Annotated in this window: 15 protein-coding genes and 1 tRNA gene; 5 read left to right on the top strand and 11 right to left on the bottom strand. The window is 62.9% G+C overall.

Going from position 1 to position 18,062, the window contains the following annotated elements:
* The first annotated feature begins 26 nt into the window (after positions 1-26).
* Complete coding sequence (locus tag PQQ51_RS22080; RefSeq protein ID WP_408498947.1) at positions 27-1,061, top strand: alpha/beta hydrolase; 1,035 nt, start codon at positions 27-29, stop codon at positions 1,059-1,061.
* Positions 1,062-1,076: 15 nt separating this feature from the next.
* On the opposite strand, the gene PQQ51_RS22085 is transcribed toward PQQ51_RS22080, so the two are convergent.
* The 4 genes from PQQ51_RS22085 to PQQ51_RS22100 are packed head-to-tail and all read right to left on the bottom strand — an operon-like array spanning position 1,077 to position 4,970.
* A complete protein-coding gene (locus PQQ51_RS22085) occupies positions 1,077-1,589 on the bottom strand; it encodes a chalcone isomerase family protein (protein ID WP_408498948.1) in 513 nt (170 codons plus the stop codon).
* Between the two features lies 1 nt (position 1,590).
* Positions 1,591-2,802, bottom strand: coding sequence for a class I SAM-dependent methyltransferase (locus PQQ51_RS22090; protein ID WP_408498949.1), 1,212 nt, complete (start codon positions 2,800-2,802; stop codon positions 1,591-1,593).
* A gap of 12 nt (positions 2,803-2,814) precedes the next feature.
* Entirely contained in the window at positions 2,815-3,672 is an 858-nt protein-coding gene (locus PQQ51_RS22095) for a DUF1365 domain-containing protein (protein ID WP_408498950.1), read from the bottom strand.
* Positions 3,669-4,970 (bottom strand): NAD(P)/FAD-dependent oxidoreductase, encoded by a 1,302-nt coding sequence (locus tag PQQ51_RS22100; RefSeq protein WP_408498951.1) that lies wholly within the window; start codon positions 4,968-4,970, stop codon positions 3,669-3,671. Before PQQ51_RS22100 ends, PQQ51_RS22095 begins: the two co-directional genes overlap by 4 nt.
* Positions 4,971-5,400: 430 nt before the next feature.
* Between PQQ51_RS22100 and PQQ51_RS22105 the strand changes: the two genes are divergently transcribed.
* Positions 5,401-5,694: a hypothetical protein gene (locus PQQ51_RS22105; protein ID WP_408498952.1), complete on the top strand. Its 294-nt coding sequence runs from the start codon at positions 5,401-5,403 to the stop codon at positions 5,692-5,694.
* A 123-nt stretch (positions 5,695-5,817) separates the two neighbouring features.
* Here the strand turns inward: PQQ51_RS22105 and PQQ51_RS22110 are convergent, their stop codons facing one another.
* The 5 genes from PQQ51_RS22110 to PQQ51_RS22130 all read right to left on the bottom strand — a co-directional run bounded on the left by PQQ51_RS22110 (position 5,818) and on the right by PQQ51_RS22130 (position 10,798).
* Positions 5,818-6,381, bottom strand: coding sequence for an RloB domain-containing protein (locus PQQ51_RS22110; RefSeq protein WP_408498953.1), 564 nt, complete (start codon positions 6,379-6,381; stop codon positions 5,818-5,820).
* Complete coding sequence (locus tag PQQ51_RS22115) at positions 6,378-7,607, bottom strand: AAA family ATPase (protein ID WP_408498954.1); 1,230 nt, start codon at positions 7,605-7,607, stop codon at positions 6,378-6,380. The genes PQQ51_RS22110 and PQQ51_RS22115 overlap by 4 nt, the downstream gene beginning before the upstream one ends.
* A gap of 197 nt (positions 7,608-7,804) precedes the next feature.
* A tRNA-Ser gene (locus tag PQQ51_RS22120) sits at positions 7,805-7,894 on the bottom strand.
* A 169-nt stretch (positions 7,895-8,063) separates the two neighbouring features.
* Positions 8,064-9,359: a serine--tRNA ligase gene (gene serS / locus PQQ51_RS22125; protein ID WP_408498955.1), complete on the bottom strand. Its 1,296-nt coding sequence runs from the start codon at positions 9,357-9,359 to the stop codon at positions 8,064-8,066.
* Positions 9,360-9,484: 125 nt separating this feature from the next.
* A complete protein-coding gene (locus tag PQQ51_RS22130; RefSeq protein ID WP_408498956.1) occupies positions 9,485-10,798 on the bottom strand; it encodes a replication-associated recombination protein A in 1,314 nt (437 codons plus the stop codon).
* 223 nt (positions 10,799-11,021) lie between these two features.
* On the opposite strand from PQQ51_RS22130, the gene cytX reads away from it, so the two are divergent.
* Entirely contained in the window at positions 11,022-12,338 is a 1,317-nt protein-coding gene (gene cytX, locus PQQ51_RS22135; RefSeq protein WP_408498957.1) for a putative hydroxymethylpyrimidine transporter CytX, read from the top strand.
* A gap of 125 nt (positions 12,339-12,463) precedes the next feature.
* On the opposite strand, the gene lolA is transcribed toward cytX, so the two are convergent.
* A complete protein-coding gene (gene lolA / locus PQQ51_RS22140) occupies positions 12,464-13,186 on the bottom strand; it encodes an outer membrane lipoprotein chaperone LolA (protein ID WP_408498958.1) in 723 nt (240 codons plus the stop codon).
* A gap of 273 nt (positions 13,187-13,459) precedes the next feature.
* A complete protein-coding gene (locus PQQ51_RS22145) occupies positions 13,460-15,772 on the bottom strand; it encodes a DNA translocase FtsK (RefSeq protein ID WP_408498959.1) in 2,313 nt (770 codons plus the stop codon).
* A 334-nt stretch (positions 15,773-16,106) separates the two neighbouring features.
* On the opposite strand from PQQ51_RS22145, the gene trxB reads away from it, so the two are divergent.
* On the top strand, positions 16,107-17,105 hold the full coding sequence (trxB, locus tag PQQ51_RS22150; RefSeq protein WP_408498960.1) for a thioredoxin-disulfide reductase: 999 nt from the start codon (positions 16,107-16,109) through the stop codon (positions 17,103-17,105).
* A gap of 194 nt (positions 17,106-17,299) precedes the next feature.
* Positions 17,300-18,055, top strand: coding sequence for a Smr/MutS family protein (locus tag PQQ51_RS22155; RefSeq protein WP_408498961.1), 756 nt, complete (start codon positions 17,300-17,302; stop codon positions 18,053-18,055).
* The last annotated feature ends 7 nt before the right edge of the window (positions 18,056-18,062 follow it).

Genomic DNA, 18,062 nt, shown 5'->3' on the forward strand with positions numbered 1-18,062 from the left:
AAGCCTTTCGAACGGACCGAACTTTCATGCCCCGACGCCTGCTCACCCTGACCGCCACTTTGGCGCTCGCCGCTCTCGGCGGTTGCAGCGCCGCGACCGTGCTCAACGCCGCCGTTTCGCACAAGAGCTTTCGCGCTGAAAACGGCCTCGCTTACGGCGATTCGCCGCGTCAGAAGCTCGATGTGTATATGCCTGCGGCCAACGCGCCGACGGTGGGCGCGCACGGTCGACCGATCGTCGTGTTCTTCTATGGCGGCAGTTGGCAGAACGGCTCGCGCGACAGCTATCTGTTCGTCGGCGCGGCGCTCGCATCGCGTGGTTTCGTCGCGCTGGTGCCCGACTATCGCACGTGGCCAGAAACGGCCTTCCCCGGTTTCGTCGACGACGCCGCAGCGGCCGTGCGCTGGGCCCGCGATCACGCGGCCGAGTTCGGCGGCGATCCGTCGCGAATCTTTCTGATGGGGCATTCTGCCGGCGCGCATATCGTGATGCTGCTCGCCACCGACGGCCGTTATCTCGCCGCGCAACAGATGAGCAAGCGCGATATCAGCGGCGTAATCGGCCTCGCCGGTCCTTATGATTTTCTGCCTCTGCAGGATGCAACGCTCGAAGAGATCTTCCCTCTCGCGTTGCGCGCCGCCAGTCAGCCGATCAATTTCGTCGAAGGCGACGAGCCGCCGATGTTTCTCGCGGCCGGCCAGCGCGACACGACGGTCGATCCCGGCAATACCGACCGGCTGGCAGCGAAGCTACGCGCTGCCGGAGATACCGGTGTCGAAGTGAAGCACTATCCGCGCATCGGGCACGCGCTGCTGGTCGGCGCGATTGCCGGGCCGTTGCGGGGCTTTGCGCCGGTGCTCGACGATACCAGCGCGTTTATCGATGCGCAGGTGAGGAAAGAGGCGCAGCATGCGTCTTCTCAATTCGACTCTGAGTCTGGATCTGGATCGCAAAGCAACGTGTATCAGATGCGCCGGCCGCGTGTGAAGACGGGTACGGCGCCCTCCTCCACTGCGCATGACGACGCCCAGAAGCAAAGCCATCTGAGTGGCAGCGAGTAGGCGTTCAAACGTTTTCTATTGCGCGACGCCTAGCAACTGCTTGCGCAACGTCGGCGCGCGCGTCGACGGATCGAGCCAGATGCCGAAGAACGCCCGCGCGAATTCCGGGTCGTCGAACTCGCCGGTCATCCGTTCGCCCGCATAGAAGCGCACGCCCTTGCCGGGCAAATAGACGGCGCTCAACTCATCGCCGGGGCTGACATCCGTGAACGCCTGCAGCATGTCCGTACGCCAGCGTTCGAGCGTGTCTTTCGGAATCGGCGCGCTTGCCTGCCGCTTCATCTCGCCGATACCCGTATCCGCGAGCCGCTCGCGCTTGATGCCGCGCGTGTAGACGATGTGCAGCGCAAAGCGTTCGTCGTAATCCAGCGGCACGCGCTCGCTCCACATCTGCGCGCGATACAGCCTGAAGCCGAGCACGCTGAAATCGCCTTCGCCGACGAGTTTCGCGGACCCGACATCGCCGCGCCAGTCCGCGCAAGCTGTACTCGCCCAGAGCATCAACGCGATGGCCGCGAACGCGCGCATGTCATTCGGCCTTGGCGAGCACGAACTGCATCACGTCGGTGCGCCCTTCGTCGAAGCCGGCTTCGCAATAGGCCAGGTAGAGGCGCCATGTACGCACGAATACATCGTCGAAACCTTGCGTGCGGATCGTCTCGAGTTGCGCTTCGAACGCGCTGCGCCAGCGGCGCAACGTCTCCGCATAATCGCGGCCGAAGCTCAGCGACGTGTGCGCCGCGAGCTTGCCGCGTCGTGCCGATTCGATGAAACGCTGCGGGCTCGGCAACATGCCGCCGGGGAAAATGAACTCGCGGATGAAGTCACTCGTGGCGCGATACGCGGCGAAGTGCGGTTCGTCGATCGTGATGGTTTGCACCAACGCGCGCGCGCCGGGTTGCAAACGCTCACGCAGAATAGTGAAGTACGTCGGCCAGAATTTTTCGCCGACGGCTTCGAACATTTCGATCGAAACGATGCCGTCGTACTGGCCCGTCAACGTGCGGTAGTCGCGCAGTTCGAGCTGGACGCGATCAGTTAGCCGTGCTTCGTGCACACGCGTCACCGCGAATTCGAGCTGCGCCGGCGAGATCGTCACGCCGTGCACATGGATGCCCTGACGCGCCGCATATATCGCGAAACCGCCCCACCCGCAGCCGATTTCCAGAATGCGCATGCCCTCGCGCAAACCGAGCGTATCGATGATCCGTTGATACTTCGCGTGCTGCGCGTCTTCGAGCGTTTGATGGAAATTGCCGTCGAACACCGCGCTCGAATACGTGAAGCTGCGATCGAGCCACTGCGCGTAGAACGCGTTGCCGATGTCGTAGTGCGCGTGAATATTGCGCTGGCTGCCTGTGCGTGTGTTCGGCCTCAGCTTGTGACGCAAGCCGTACCAGAGCTGCGCGAGCCAACCGCCGTAGACCGTGCGTTGCAGCGCCCGTTCGTTGCGGATCGCAACGCGCAGCAGCGCGGCCAGATCCGGCGTGTCGACCCAGAAGGCGCGCCACGCGTCGGCGAAACCGATATCGCCTTTGCGCAGAATCGCACCGCACGCACGCCAGTCACGCAATTCCAGACGCGCGCCCGGCGCCGCGTGCGGGTCGCCGAATACGCGCTGCTGACCGTCGGGCGTGATCAGCACCAGATGCCCGACCTGGATCCGTTCGAGCAAGGATAGAAAGAGTCGGCCCGACGCAGGGGCGGTTCGCTGCCCGCTCAGGGTTCTCGAAAGCGCCATGGATGAATCTCCTCAATCGGACGAAATGTGGCTCGCAGCGGCGGACGGTTGGCCGGCTGCGGCGTGGTCGGTGGTTGCGTGGGCGGTGCGGCCGGGCGCGGGGCTTTTGCCGTAGAACGGCGTCTTTTTGATGGCGAGGCGCACGGCCTGCCAGTGAATTCTGGCGACCACGCCGACCGTCAGCAGCGGTTGACGGATCAGCGCAGCGAATGCGGTCGCGTGCGTCAACGGTTTCAGTCGACCGCCTAGCGCGGTGCGGATCAGCAGACCGTCGGCATCGTTGTAATCGATCGAGACCGAAGTACTCGTTGATGCTTCGTTGACGCGGAACGTATAACTGCCTTCCACGCGACAAAACGGCGATACGTGCAGCACTTTTCTGCAGGTCAACGCGGTGCCCCGGGTGATCGGTGCGTTGTTCGGCGCGCTCAACAGGTAGCTGTGGCGAGCGCCGAAAGTGTTGCGTACTTCGGCGAGCAGCGCGCGCAATTGGCCGGCGCGATCGTGGCAATACCAGAAGCTGACCGGATTGAATGCGTAGCCGAATACGCGCGGAAAAGCTTGCAGCCAGATCTTGCCGTCCGCTTCTTTTATACCCGCGGCCGATAGTTGCACGCGCATCCATGCGGCAAGATCGCTGCCGTCACGTGGACCGTGGTCGCGTCGATGCAGGCTAAGCGGCCGCCAACGGTCGATGCCGAACCAGCCGCTCTGCAACGAGTCGAGCCGGTCCAGATCGCAACGCACGTAGAACACCGGATACGTGAAACGGTGATGCTTCGGGCGAAGACGCTCGTGCATCACGTTGCCGGTCAGCAGCCACGCAGGCGGATCGTCTTGAGCGATGGATGGCGCGCGCGCGGGTTTCATAGCGCGGCCCATGCCGGCGACGAGTCGAAATCCGCGGCGACGCGCAGCGCGGATTTCAGGCCGTCCTCGTGAAAACCGTAGCCCGTCCATGCGCCCGCGAACCACGTGCGACGCTTGCCTTGCAGCGACGGCAAACGGTATTGCGCGTCGATAGCCGCGAGGTCGAACAGCGGATGGTCGTAGACGAAGCGGCGCAGTTCGGTGCCTTGCGCGGGCTGCGTCACCGGATTGAGCGTGACGACGAGCGGCGTTTTGAACGGCAGCGGCTGCAACTGGTTCACGAGGTAGCTCACGCAAACCGGATGCGTACCGTCATGGGCGCGGCTGCCGAGATAATTCCACGCCGACCACACCCGTTCGCGACGCGGCAGCAGATTCGTATCCGTATGCAGCACCGCGACGTTCGGCTGATAGCGCACGGCGCCCAACACGCTGCGCTCGTCCGGGTCGGCGTCGTCGAGCAGTCGCAGTGTGGTCGGCGCGTGGGTGGCGAGGACGAGCGCGTCGAAGCGCTCCGTGCCCGTGTCCGTCATCACGTCGACGCCCTGCCCGTCACGGCGCACGCCGCGCACGGCGGTGCCGATGCGGACATCGTCGAGCGTGCTTGTGATGCGCCTCACATATTCGCGACCGCCACCGACGACGGTTCTCCACTGCGGGCGACGGTTCACCTGAAGCAGCGCGTGGTTCAGGCAGAAGCGCAGGAAGGTCGTCGCCGGGAACGCGAGGATGTCGGCGGTGGCGCTCGACCAGATCGCGGCGGCCATCGGCAGCAGATAGTGACGCTGGAACGCGCCGCCGTAGCCGCCGGCCGTCAGCAGTTCGCCCATCGACGCGCGGGTTTGCGTCGCGATCTCGAGATTGCGTTGCGCGCTGCCGTTGAAGCGCACGATGTCGCGCAGCATGCCGATGAAGGTCGGAGAGAACAGGTTGCGGCGCTGCGCGAATACGGTGTTCAGACTGGTGCCGGCCCATTCGAGGCGGCCTTCGTCGAGCGAGACCGAGAAGGTCATTTCGCTCGGATGCGATTCGACGCCCAGTTCGGCGAACAGCGCGATCAGATTCGGGTAGGTGCGGTCGTTGAAGACGAGGAAGCCGGTGTCGACCGGGTGGGTGTGGCCTTCCAGCGTGACGTCGACGGTGTTGGTGTGGCCGCCCGCATAGGCGGCCGATTCGAACAGCGTGACCTTGTGGTTGCGCGCCAATAGATACGCGCTGGCTAAGCCCGAGATACCGGCGCCGATAACCGCGACCCGCGAGCCGCGCGGTAGTGGGGGTGTCGGTGCGAGGTGGGGCATGGGCGCGTCTCCTGGTCCAGGGCGCGCGGGTGGTTAGTTGGGGGTGGCTCGTGGCAGGGTTGCGCGTCCTTGAGGGGATTTACGCAGCGGGGCGGGGAATGGATGCAAATGTGGCGGTTTCGGGAGGGCTGGGAAAAGTTACCGCTTTGCTTGTGTGGTTGGCCGGGCGAGCGATTTGGTGATTTATACTTTTGGTTGCTGCCTGGACAAAGGCGGCCGGGAATGACAGCCCGAGACATCCATCCGCACATGGCCGCGCAAGCGGCATTTTCATGTGCGTTGCCTTCGCACGTCTATGGGCGGGCCTTGGCAAGGAGACCTCTCGGGGTCTGCCGGTTGATGGATGCCGGTCTGTCACCTTGTCTTGTGCCCGCTCACCCGAATGACAGCGGATGCGGGCGCTTTGGGTCCATCCATCAGGAGCGCTTCTATGTTTTCGAATATCCCCTCTTCTTTTTCCAAACCCCGTTCGCGTGATGAATTCATCAAAGGCCTGCTTGATGCAGCGGCTAGCGCTGGGGATTTTTACGTGCAGCAGTTTGGACGGCTGGCAGCGATCGCGCAGTCGATTCGGGTTGGCGGCTGGTCGGCTGAGGACAATGCGCTGCTGGTCGAGGCGCTGGAAGGAATTGCTGGTCAGTCGGAGCAGCGTGCACAGATCGATGTGGATTTGTATCGCGGAATGCTGGCGGGGGAATGGATGGCTAAGGCAGTGGCGAACTAAAAGCAATCCGGTCGGCTCGCTGAGTCGACCACCGGCCCCCAAAACTCAACATTGGGGCTGACGATGGCGGCTCACGCCGCCATTTTTCCGATAGTCGAACGACCTCTGGCAATCGTCGAGCGCTCATTCAACAAGCTTGATCAGCCGGAGCAGGATGGCGAGTTCCGGCTCCTCCCGGTGCACTCTCAGAAGCGCTGCGACGTCAATTCGCTCGCTGAGTCTATCTCTTCCAAAATTTTTGACGTAGGTTGGCCACACTGCCCGGAGTTGCTCCTCGCTTTCCCTGCTTGTAGGCGGGCGCCTTCGCTCGCAGTCGAGCAGATGTCGGAGTAATACCGCCTCATGACACGGATCTTGCCAGATCAGATGGATGCCCAAGTTTCTGGCGATGCGTAAGCACAATTCATCTCGATGAGCAGATCGTCCTCGGAGGTCCGAATCAAGGATTACAAAGCGCTGAAAAAATGGATCCCGCGCGAGCGCCCGGTCTCGACGTAAGGCTTTTTCCGCGGATTCGAGAAGCGCCAGTGGATCGCCGCCGTTCAATACCTCAGCGACAAGATGGAACTCGGCGTGGCTCCCGAGCAATTGCTGAAGAAGCGCGGTGTAACTTCGCTCGCTTTCACCCTCGCAGCCGATAAAAATGCGTTTTCTTTGCGGGATTCTGTTGCGTCTTGACCCACTCATCCAATAGTCGGCACTGCACCATACGTGCCCCCCATGTACTTGCGATAGAAGTTGTCGACCCGTCGCACCCCCTGAATATCCTTCAAGGCATAGATTGATGTGCCGCCAGTTGAGTCCTTCTCACAGAAGTAAATCTCTTCTTTTGTCAAAGTTTCCAGCAGAGACGCATTTTGGCAAGTCATCCACAACTGCGCGCTTTTGGGGTTGCGCTCCGGTGAATAAAACCAGCGCAGAATTTCGGGCAGAACACGGGGATGAATTGCGAGATCGAGTTCGTCTATGACCGCTACTCCACCGAATTGCAGAACGTGGGCCAAATAGGGATAGATTTGCAGGAATTGACGCGTGCCATGGCTTTCGAGTAGTAACGGGACGTCGCGCGACAGGCCTTCATGCTGGAATGTCGCGGCCGGGCCATTGCTACCTTGAACAATAGACATCGATCGGACACCTAAATCAATGCTCGCCAGATCGATGTTGACTGATGCCAACATAGTCGGGTTTGCCTGATAGTACTGGAGCATTGCGATCTCATTGATCGGCAACTTTTCCATAAAGATGTTCGACGAAAACTTCCCGGCAGCTTGCCTGAGTGCGAGTGAGGGCGGGTGGTCCAGTTGCGCCAATGTTGCGATAACACTGGCGTTATCACGCAGAATTTTCTTGAGTACAGCACGATGACTTGCTAGCTCAAACTCTTGGGCCGCGGCTACATCTCCCGTCGCGTCACGTTCGAAGAGACGAACGCGACGTTTGGCTCGACTGGGCCAAAAATGCAAGCTCTCGCTCAACACGGTCCGGCGACCTTCAACGAGTTGCAGGCTTAGCTCGTAGATGTATCGGCAACGTGCTTCGCTTACGAAACTAATCCCCGGTTGAGATCCTGAGTGGAAAGTTTCCGGTCCGGCGAATTCCAATGCCAGGCGCACCGGTGCGCCCTCCGACGATTTGTCCCAAAACGGTTCAAAGGGAAGAGAGTTTCCCGCGCCGTATTGAAAACTGTCTTTCACAAACCACGACAGATATTGCAGCGTACGAAGCACCGTGGATTTACCGGCCGCGTTCGCTCCGAAGAAGGCGACGACTTTCGGAACTCGTTGCCCAGACCCTGCCCAAGTCTCCGCATATCGTTCGGGACAGTCAGAAACGGCTGAGCCGACCTTCAAGTCGATAACTTGATGGTCACGCACAGACATGAAGTTCTCTATTTCCAACGAATGGATCACAGCCCTCTCCTCAGCTCTCTACTGAAGAATACAACAAAAAATTGTCGAATTATCCGGTTCGTTTAATTTTTTTACCGTATGAGAGAGTAATCACAACGACGATTCGGCGAACGCAGTCTGCGATGCGCGCTCGCATCAGAATGAATCCCACAAAGCAAAACCCCCGCAGAACTTCCGTTCTGCGGGGGTTTTAAATTTGGCGGAAAGGGTGAGATTCGAACTCACGGTACCCCTAAAGGTACACTGGATTTCGAGTCCAGCGCATTCGACCACTCTGCCACCTTTCCGGGTCTTCCAACTCGCAGCGCTTAAAATCTTTCCTACGCTGTTTCGTCAGATCCAAGCGGGTCGTTGCTTGGGAGAGAAAGATTATAGAACAGCTGAATCCGAATTCCAAGCCCTTCGCCAAAAAAATTTGACGAAGGCTCGTCGAGATCGACCGCAACTGACTAATAATCAGGCCGCGCTCACTTCCAGCTTTTCCAACCCGCCAAGATAAGGACGCAACGCCGCCGGCACCGTCACCGAGCCATCGGCATTCTGGAAATTCTCAAGCACAGCCACGAGCGTACGGCCAACCGCCAACCCCGAACCATTCAGCGTATGCACCAGTTCCGGCTTGCCCTGCGCGTTACGGAAACGCGCCTGCATGCGCCGAGCCTGGAACGATTCGGTATTCGAGCAACTGGAAATCTCGCGATACGTGTTCTGCGCCGGCACCCAAACCTCGAGGTCATAAGTCTTCGCGGCAGAGAAACCCATATCACCCGTACACAGCGTGATCACGCGATACGGCAGTTCCAGCTTTTGCAGGATCGCCTCGGCATGACCGACCATCTCTTCCAGCGCGTCGTACGAAGCCTCAGGCGCAACGATCTGCACCATCTCGACCTTGTCGAACTGATGCTGGCGGATCAGACCACGCGTATCGCGGCCATAAGAACCCGCTTCCGAGCGGAAGCACGGCGAATGCGCGGTCAGCTTGATCGGCAGCGTGTCGCCTTCGACGATGCTGTCGCGCACCGTGTTCGTCAGCGAAATCTCGGACGTCGAAATCAGATACTGCGTGACCGTGTTTTCTTCGCCGCCCTTCTCGACGCGGAACATGTCGTCGGCGAATTTGGGCAACTGGCCGGTGCCGTACAGAATCTCCGGATTCACGATGTACGGCGTGTACACCTCGGTATAACCGTGATGCTGCGTATGCGTGTCGATCATGAACTGCGCAAGCGCTCGGTGCAGACGCGCAATCTGGCCGCGCAGCATCGTGAAGCGCGCGCCCGACAGCTTCGCGCCGGTTTCGAAATCGAGCCCGAGCGGCGTGCCGACGTCGACGTGATCCTTCACCTCGAATTCGAACTGACGCGGCGTGCCCCAGCGGCGCACTTCCACGTTCCCGGTTTCGTCCTTGCCTGCCGGCACGCTTTCGTGCGGCAGATTGGGCACGCCGAGCAGCAGGTCGGACAGACGCCTCTGGATCTCGTCGAGCTTCGCCGCCGACGCCTTCATCTCGTCGCCGATACCGCCCACTTCGGCCATCAGCGCCGACGTGTCCTCGCCGCGCCCCTTCATCCCGCCGATCTGCTTCGACAGGCTGTTGCGGCGCGCCTGCATCTCTTCGGTACGAGTCTGGGTGTCGCGGCGTTCCGCTTCGAGCGCGGTGAAAGCCGCCGCGTCGAGGGTATAGCCGCGGTCGGCGAGGCGCTGGGCGACGCCGTCGAGGTCTTTGCGCAGCAGTTGGATGTCGAGCATGGAATTGGGGCGGGTGTTCGTTGTGTGAAGGTGCGATTTTAGCGCACCGGCACGCGCGGCCGGTGCGTTTGATGGTCGGTGCGCGCGGAATAACCACCCGACGGCCACGCGCCGCCGCAAAAGTTTCAGCCCTTTTTAGGCTTGTTCTCGCTACGCCACTGCGCGTCGAGTTCGGCCAGACGCGCGAGCTTGTCGCCGATCTTGCCTTCGAGACCGCGCGGCGTCGGCTCGTACCAATGCGGATCGCGCATGTTGTCGGGCAGATAGGTCTCGCCCGCGGCGTAGGCATCGGGTTCGTCGTGCGCGTAACGGTACTCGTGACCGTAGCCGAGCTCCTTCATCAGCTTGGTCGGCGCGTTACGCAGATGCACCGGCACCCCGCGCGACTGGTCTTTACTGACGAAGCGGCGCGCTTCGTTGTACGCGTTGTACCCGGCATTCGACTTTGGCGCGACCGCCAGATAGATGATCGCCTGCGCCAACGCCAGTTCGCCCTCGGGTGTGCCGAGGCGCTCGTAGGTTTCGGCGGCGTCCAGCGCAATGCGGGCCGCGCGCGGGTCGGCGAGGCCGATGTCTTCCCACGCCATGCGCACGATGCGCCGCGCGAGGTAGCGCGGGTCCGCGCCGCCGTCGAGCATCCGGCAGAACCAGTACAGCGCGCCGTCCGGGCTGCTGCCGCGCACCGATTTATGCAGCGCGCTGATCTGGTCGTAGAACGCGTCGCCGCCTTTGTCGAAGCGGCGCAGGTTTTCTGCCAATGCGCTGCCGAGCAACGCGCCGTCGATTTCCGTCGTCTTCTGCTGCGACGCCGCGCGCGCGACGATTTCGAGGTTGTTCAACAGCTTGCGGCCGTCGCCGTCGGCGGAACCGATCAGCGCGTCGCGGGCTTCGTCGGTGAACGTGAGGCCGCCGAGTTCCTGCTGCGCGCGCTCGAGCAGTTCGTTCTGTTCTTCGTCGGTCAGGCTTTTCAGCACGTAGACAGCGGCTCGCGACAGCAACGCGCTATTCACCTCGAACGACGGATTCTCGGTCGTCGCGCCGACGAACACGAACAGCCCCGACTCGACGTGCGGCAAGAATGCGTCCTGCTGGCTCTTGTTGAAGCGATGCACTTCGTCGACGAACACCAGCGTCTGATGCCCATTCGCGCGATGAATCTGCGCGGTTTCGACGGCCTCGCGAATGTCCTTCACGCCCGACAGCACCGCCGACAACGCGATGAACTCGGCATGAAACGCATCGGCCATGAGCCGTGCGAGCGTGGTCTTGCCGACGCCGGGCGGCCCCCAGAGGATCATCGAATGGGCTTCGCCGGATTCGAACGCGACCCTGAGCGGCTTGTTGGCGCCGAGCAGATGCTTCTGGCCGATCACTTCGTCGATATTGCGGGGCCGCAGGCGTTCGGCGAGCGGAACATTGGCACGGGTTTCTTCGAACATGACGTTTTGGGGATAATCTCGGCTTTTCCGGACGCGGTCCGTGTGAAAGCGGCGTGCTGCCGGTGAGCCACGCCCGCACGCGAACGCACGGGCAACGTCCTGCATTATGACAGCCACGACGTCCGAACACCCCCTGGCCGATCGGCTAACGCGCGCTCGAACCGCGCTCGGGTCCGAAAAAATCACCTAACATCGCAAGCAACTTTCGCTGAGACAAGACTCGATGGCACAAGACCCACTCGCCGGCGACGCCGGTTCCACCTACGCACCGCTCGTACCGGTACCCGACGCGCGCCGCGCGTTCCGCACCGGCGACGCGTTCGCGCTCTGGTTCTCGCTCGGCATCGGCCTGCTGGTCGCGCAGGCGGGCGCGCTGCTGGTGCCGGGGCTGTCGTTGCCGCACGCGTTGCTGGCGATCGCGATCGGCAGCGTGATCGGCGTGGTTCTGCTGGCGCTCGCCGGCGTGGTCGGCACGGATACGGGACTCGCGGCGATGTCGTCGCTGCGGCCGACGCTCGGCGTGCGCGGCGCGTCGGTGCCCGCCGTGCTGAACGCGGTGCAACTGGTCGGCTGGGGCTCGTTCGAGGTGATCGTGATGCGCGATTCCGCCGACGCGCTCGCCAAACAATCGTTCGGCCTCTCGATGCCGCTGATCTGGACCGTCGTCTTCGGTCTGCTCGCCACGTTGCTGGCGATCAGCGGCCCGCTCTCTTTCGTGCGGCGTTTCCTGCGCACATGGGGCATCTGGCTGCTGCTTGCGGGCGCCGCGTGGCTCACGTGGAATCTGCTCGCCGCGCACAATCTGGCCGAACTGATGCGTCGGCCCGGCACGGGCGAGATGTCGTTCGGCGGCGCGATCGACCTGGTGGTCGCCATGCCGCTGTCGTGGTTGCCGCTGATCGCGGATTACACGCGCTTCGGAAGGCGTCCCGGCGAAACTTTTCGCGGCACCTTGCTCGGCTATGGGATCGCGAACCTCTGGTTCTATGCGCTGGGCGCGATCTACGGCCTCGCCGCAGGCGGCGGCGACGCGCTTCTGACCGGCGCGCTGGCGCAAGCGGGCGGCGGTCTTGCGCTGCTGCTGATCCTGATCGATGAAGTCGACAACGCGTTCGCCGACATCCACTCGGCCGCGGTATCGACCGGTACGTTCTGGACGCGCGGCAGCGTGCCGATGCTGTCGGCGGCATTCGGCGCGCTATGCACGTTGATCGCGCTGCTCGTGCCGATGGCGAAGTATCAGAACTTCCTGCTGTTGATCGGCTCGGTGTTCGCGCCGCTGTTCGGCGTGGTGCTGGTCGATCACTTCATCGTGCGCAAACGTCGGATCGAAGCCGCTGCGCTCGCCGACGTGCGCGGCCGTTATGGCTTCTCGGGCGGCTGGCATCTGAGCGCGTTTGTCGCGTGGGCGATCGGCATCGTCGCGTATCAGGCGATCAATCAATGGCTGCCGAATCTCGGCGCGACGCTGCCGGCGCTGGTGATCGGCGCAGTGTGTTATCTGGTGTTCGTGTCGGCGAGAAAGACGGCTTACGCGTAAATCGCGAAAGTCTCGACAGCTTGAAAAAAGGCCCGCATTTTCGTTGCGGGCCTTTTCAACTCATACGACGGGGAAACCTGCGTGGCCTCCCCTGCCGATCTCGCGGCCAACCACCTTGACCAAGCTTAGCCGTTGATCACATCCGCGCCCTTCGGCACCGTGAACTTGAACGCATCGGCCGGCAGCGGCGGATTCTTCTGGATGTTCGAGAACGTCAGCAGCGTCACGTTGCCGAACACGTCGTGCAATTCCATCGCTTCGAGATTGCCGTCCTTGAAGCCGATACCGACGCGCTGAAACTGCGTGTCTTTCGCCTTCGGCGTCAGTTCGAGCCAGTCGATGCCGGCCTTGACGCCCGCGTCGTGAAGCGTGAAGTTCTTGTCCAGATCGTTGCTGCCGAACAGGATCGCGGCAGGACTCGCGCCGAGCGCGCCGCCGAGGCTGCGCACCGTGACCTGATTCAGGTCCTTGTCGTACACATAGAGCTTGTCGCCGTCGGCTTGCAGAAGCTGCGCGTAAGGCTTCTCGTATTGCCAGATGAACTTGCCGGGACGCGCGAACGTGAACGTGCCGCTCGACGTGCCGGTCTTGCCGGCGCCGGTGGTGGACAGCGCGCCGCTCGCGGCCTGCGCCTTGCTCGGCGCGCGCACTTCCTGCTGCACGAAGGTGCCGCGCGCCGAATGCACTTGCGCGACAAACGCCTTCAGTTGCTCGGTGCCGCTCGCGAATGCCTGCGATGCCACCAGCACCGACGCGCCAAGCGCCACGCCGACCGCACCGCGCGTGAGCTTGCGAGCAAGTTGGCCGAAGCGGTTGGATTGAGCGTTCTGCTGCGCGAATAGCTGCATGTAGTTTTCTCCCTTGATTGAATGTGTTGTGCGGTCGTGGCGATCGTTGCGATTACTGCGTAGACCGCGTCCGGCAAGCCCGCGCCGCGAAACCCCGCAAGAGCCTCAAACCCGGCGCCCCGCGCCCGATAACCGGCAGCTTAAGCGCCGAGCCTTAAACGTGGCTTATTGTGGCTTATCGTGGCTTATGGGCTGAATCACACGGAAAACCGCGCGAGGCGGCTGAGCGAACCTCGGCGGCACATTCCACACCGCGAACCCCGCCGCCGAGCGTCACTCCGCCTCGCGCGCCGGCGCAAGAATCTCGCGATTGCCGTTCGACGACATCGCCGATACCACGCCCGAGTTTTCCATCTGCTCGAGCAGACGCGCCGCGCGGTTATAGCCGATGCGCAAATGCCGCTGCACCAGCGAAATCGACGCACGGCGGTTCTTCAACACGACGTCGACCGCCTGGTCGTACAGAGGGTCCGACTCGCCGTCGCCCGAACCGGTTCCCGCGCCTGCGGAGCCTTCGTCGCCCTCGCCCGTCACGCCGCCTTCGAGAATGCCCTCGATATAGTTCGGCTCGCCCTGTTCCTTGAGTTTGTCGACAACGCGGTGCACTTCCTCATCCGACACGAACGCGCCGTGCACGCGCACCGGCATCCCGCTGCCCGGCGGCAGGTACAGCATGTCGCCCATGCCGAGCAGCGATTCCGCGCCCTGCTGGTCGAGAATCGTGCGCGAGTCGATCTTCGACGACACCTGGAACGCCATCCGCGTCGGCACGTTGGCCTTGATCAGGCCGGTAATCACATCCACCGACGGACGCTGCGTCGCGAGAATCAGATGGATGCCGGCCGCGCGCGCTTTCTGCGCGATCCGCGCGATCAGTTCTTCGACCTTCTTGCCGACCACCATCATCAGGTCGGCCAGTTCGTCGATCACGACCACGATGTTCGGCAGGCGAGTCAGCGGTTCCGGCTCGTCCGGCGTGAGGCTGAACGGATTCGGCAGCTTCTCTTCGCGCTTCGCGGCTTCGTCGATCTTGTTGTTGTAGCCGGCAAGGTTACGCACGCCGAGCTTGCTCATCAGCTTGTAGCGGCGCTCCATTTCGGCGACCGCCCAGTTCAGCGCATGGCCGGCCTGGCGCATGTCGGTCACGACCGGACACAGCAGATGCGGAATCCCTTCGTAGACGCTCATTTCGAGCATCTTCGGATCGATCAGGATCATGCGGACCTGCTCGGCGCTGGCCTTGTAGAGCAGCGACAGGATCATCGCGTTGATCCCGACGGACTTGCCCGAGCCCGTCGTACCCGCCACCAGCAAGTGCGGCATTTTCGCGAGGTCGGCGCACACCGGCTTGCCGCCGATGTCTTTGCCGAGCCCCATCGTGAGCGGCGACGCGGCATCCGCATAGACGGCCGAGCCGAGAATCTCCGACAGGCTCACCGTCTGACGCCGCTGGTTCGGCAACTCCAGCGCCATGAAATTCTTGCCCGGAATCGTTTCGACCACGCGAATCGACACGAGCGACAGCGAACGCGCCAGATCCTTCGCAAGACCGACGATCTGACTGCCCTTCACGCCGGTGGCCGGCTCGATCTCGTAACGCGTGACGACCGGGCCCGGATACGCGGCCACCACGCTCACTTCGACGCCGAAGTCCTTCAACTTCTTCTCGATCAGACGCGACGTGAATTCGAGCGTATCGGCGGAAATGGTTTCCTGCGCGACCGGCGCCGCGTCGAGCAGCGAGATCGGCGGCAACGTGGAATCGCCCGGCAGATCGGTGAAGAGCGGCACCTGGCGCTCCTTCTCGACGCGCTCCGATTTCGCCGGCGTCACGACCGGCGGCACGATCATCACCGGCTCGTGCTCCTCGATCCGCACGCGGCCCTTCTCGACCTTGCCTTCGCGCTTGACCGCGGCGGCTTCGCCCAACTTGCGGTCACGGCCCGCCTCACGGCGCAGCTTCGCGAAAGTGACCGCCGAAATGATCGATTCGCCGACCTTCTCCGACACCGACAACCACGAAAAACGGAAATACAGCGACAAACCGATCGCGAGCACGATCAGCAACGCCAGCGTGCCGCCGGTGAAGCCGAGCGCATGCGACATGCCGCGCGCGACCGCCTCGCCGATCACGCCGCCCGGCGCGCGCGGCAATTGCACTTTCAACGACCACATGCGCAACGCCTCGATGCCGTCGCAGGCGAGCAGCACCAGCATGAACGCGAACGCGTCCGCGAGCCAGGTGGTATCGCGCGGCGCGTCTTCGGCCGGTTCCTCGTGACGGGTGATGCGTTTGTAGTTCGCGGAGATATGGCGGCCGAGCAGCACGATCCACCAATATGCGGAGAAGCCGAACAGCAGCAGCAGAATGTCCGATGTCCACGCGCCGACGCGGCCCGCCCAGTTGGCGATGTGGTCGACCTGAGCGGCATGCGTCCAGCTCGGATCGCGGCGGCTGTAGCTGACGAGCGCCATGAGCAGGAACACGCCGAGCGCCACCTGCAGGATCCAGCGGATTTCGGTGAAGAGGCGCGACATGCGGTGCGGCAATGCCTGCGCGCTCGCGGAATAGGGAGCTTTTGCCATTGATCCTGTTGCGTGGGTAACCCATTCCCGCGTGGCGTCGTGGCCGAAGCCTCGCCCCGCGCGGCTTCGGGCCCGATCCGGTATGCCGGGAACTTCGATCCGGCCTATTGTAAACGCAGTGCCACGCGGGAGGCTGTAAATGACGGTAACTTGGCCGATTGGCCACATCCACACGCTCGAGCGCCCGCGGCGGCGCTATCGCGGCCATCGGAAAGCTTCATGGAGCAGGCCCGCGCCCCGCCCTTTATAATGCCGGACTGATACCCATCTACAGTTTCAGCTCAAGTCGCGCGGCCTCGCATGGGCGAGCCGGGCGCCGTAAAAGGATTCGATCATGCCCGCTACTTCCACGAAACACGCCAAAGTTCTGATTCTCGGTTCCGGTCCCGCCGGCTACACGGCCGCCGTCTACGCGGCGCGCGCCAACCTCGCGCCGGTGATGATCACGGGTCTCGCCCAGGGCGGCCAGCTGATGACCACTACCGACGTCGAAAACTGGCCTGCCGACCCGAACGGCGTGCAAGGCCCGGAACTGATGACGCGCTTCCTGGAGCACGCCGAGCGCTTCAACACCGAGATCATTTTCGACCACATCCACACGGCCAAACTCGACGAAAAACCGATCCGTCTGATCGGCGATTCGGGCGAATACACGTGCGATTCGCTGATCATCTCGACCGGCGCGTCCGCGCAATACCTCGGGCTGCCGTCGGAAGAAGCGTTCATGGGCAAGGGCGTGTCGGCTTGCGCCACCTGCGACGGCTTCTTCTACAAGCAACAACACGTGGCCGTGATCGGCGGCGGCAATACCGCGGTCGAGGAAGCGCTCTATCTGTCGGGTATCGCGAAGAAGGTGACGGTGATCCATCGTCGCGACAAGTTCCGCGCCGAGCCGATCCTGATCGACCGTCTGCTGGCGAAAGAAAAGGAAGGCGTCGTCGAAATCAAGTGGAACAGCACGCTCGACGAAGTCACCGGCGACCAGTCCGGCGTCACCGGCCTGCGCATCAAGAACACGCAAACGGGCGCCACGTCGGATATCGCGCTGCAAGGCATCTTCGTCGCGATCGGCCACAAGCCGAACACGGATATTTTCGAAGGCCAACTGGAGATGAAGAACGGCTACATCATCACCAAGGGCGGCCTGAACGGCTTTGCGACCGCCACCAGCGTGGAAGGCGTGTTCGCCGCGGGCGACGTGCAGGACCACGTGTACCGTCAGGCGATCACCAGCGCCGGCACCGGCTGTATGGCCGCACTCGACGCGCAGCGTTATCTGGAAAGCGTCGAGGAAATCGGCGAGCACGTGATGAGCGCCGAAGCCGAGCGTTAATTTCCAACGCGGCGCCACTGTGCACAAGAGCCCCGCTCGGCGCACGCTGACGCAACGGTAAAATGGCGGCTGGGCTTGGCCCGGCCGTCTGTTTCCGAAAAGGCCGCGGCTGCCAAGCCGGCGGCCTTTTTTGCGTTCTGGCGCATGGTGTTGGCGTCGCGCGACCGATCTACTTTTCAGCGTGTATTACCGATATGCCGAAGAATCAGCCCCACCCCAGCGAACCGAAACGCCCGCGCGCGATCGCGAAGGCTCCCGAGCCGGCGGCGCCCGCCGTCAAAGGGAAGCTCGAACCGGCCGCCGGTCTGGCCGGACTCGGCGCGCTTCGCGACGCGCTGAAGGGCGATGCACAGCGGCGCGAGCGCGAACGCGTGGCAACCGCGGCGGCCGCGCGCGAAGCGTCGGCGGACGCCGATCTGTTCCGCCGCGAGATCGGCGCAGTCGCGCCATTAGCGGTCCCGCCGCGCGCGAGCTTGCCGCGCAATCCCCCGCCGCCGTTACCCGTGCAAACCCGGCTCGACGAAGAAGCCGTGCTGCACGAAGCCATCTCCGACGAATTCGATCCCGAAGTACTGCTCGATACCGACGAGACCTTGTCCTATTGCCGGCCGGGCGTCAGTCAGGACGTCGTGCGCAAACTGCGGCGCGGCGACTGGATCGTGCAGGCGCAAATCGATCTGCACGGCATGCGGCGCGACGAAGCGCGCGAAGCGTTGGCCGATTTCATCCGCGAATCGGTGAAGCGCGGTTTGCGTTGTCTGCGCGTGATTCACGGCAAGGGGCTCGGGTCGATCGGCAAGGAGCCGGTGCTGAAGGGCAAAGTGCGCGCGTGGCTCGTGCAGAAGTCCGAGGTCATCGCGTTCTGCCAGGCGCGTCCGCACGACGGCGGCGCGGGCGCGGTGGTCGTACTGTTGCAACCGGGCGCGCTACCCGCGCACGCCAGGCCGTGACGGATCG

The sequence above is a fragment of the Paraburkholderia xenovorans genome, assembly GCF_046030735.1.
Taxonomy (GTDB): domain Bacteria; phylum Pseudomonadota; class Gammaproteobacteria; order Burkholderiales; family Burkholderiaceae; genus Paraburkholderia; species Paraburkholderia xenovorans_A.

Excerpts from the sequence above, each read along its gene's own strand:
- trxB (WP_408498960.1), top strand. The coding sequence starts at position 16,107 with ATGCCCGCTACTTCCACGAAACACGCCAAAGTTCTGATTCTCGGTTCC.
- PQQ51_RS22110 (WP_408498953.1), bottom strand. The coding sequence starts at position 6,381 with ATGAGTGGGTCAAGACGCAACAGAATCCCGCAAAGAAAACGCATTTTT.
- PQQ51_RS22100 (WP_408498951.1), bottom strand. The coding sequence starts at position 4,970 with ATGCCCCACCTCGCACCGACACCCCCACTACCGCGCGGCTCGCGGGTC.
- cytX (WP_408498957.1), top strand. The coding sequence starts at position 11,022 with ATGGCACAAGACCCACTCGCCGGCGACGCCGGTTCCACCTACGCACCG.
- PQQ51_RS22155 (WP_408498961.1), top strand. The coding sequence starts at position 17,300 with ATGCCGAAGAATCAGCCCCACCCCAGCGAACCGAAACGCCCGCGCGCG.
- PQQ51_RS22095 (WP_408498950.1), bottom strand. The coding sequence starts at position 3,672 with ATGAAACCCGCGCGCGCGCCATCCATCGCTCAAGACGATCCGCCTGCG.
- PQQ51_RS22105 (WP_408498952.1), top strand. The coding sequence starts at position 5,401 with ATGTTTTCGAATATCCCCTCTTCTTTTTCCAAACCCCGTTCGCGTGAT.
- lolA (WP_408498958.1), bottom strand. The coding sequence starts at position 13,186 with ATGCAGCTATTCGCGCAGCAGAACGCTCAATCCAACCGCTTCGGCCAA.
- PQQ51_RS22085 (WP_408498948.1), bottom strand. The coding sequence starts at position 1,589 with ATGCGCGCGTTCGCGGCCATCGCGTTGATGCTCTGGGCGAGTACAGCT.
- PQQ51_RS22130 (WP_408498956.1), bottom strand. The coding sequence starts at position 10,798 with ATGTTCGAAGAAACCCGTGCCAATGTTCCGCTCGCCGAACGCCTGCGG.
- serS (WP_408498955.1), bottom strand. The coding sequence starts at position 9,359 with ATGCTCGACATCCAACTGCTGCGCAAAGACCTCGACGGCGTCGCCCAG.
- PQQ51_RS22145 (WP_408498959.1), bottom strand. The coding sequence starts at position 15,772 with ATGGCAAAAGCTCCCTATTCCGCGAGCGCGCAGGCATTGCCGCACCGC.
- PQQ51_RS22090 (WP_408498949.1), bottom strand. The coding sequence starts at position 2,802 with ATGGCGCTTTCGAGAACCCTGAGCGGGCAGCGAACCGCCCCTGCGTCG.
- PQQ51_RS22080 (WP_408498947.1), top strand. The coding sequence starts at position 27 with ATGCCCCGACGCCTGCTCACCCTGACCGCCACTTTGGCGCTCGCCGCT.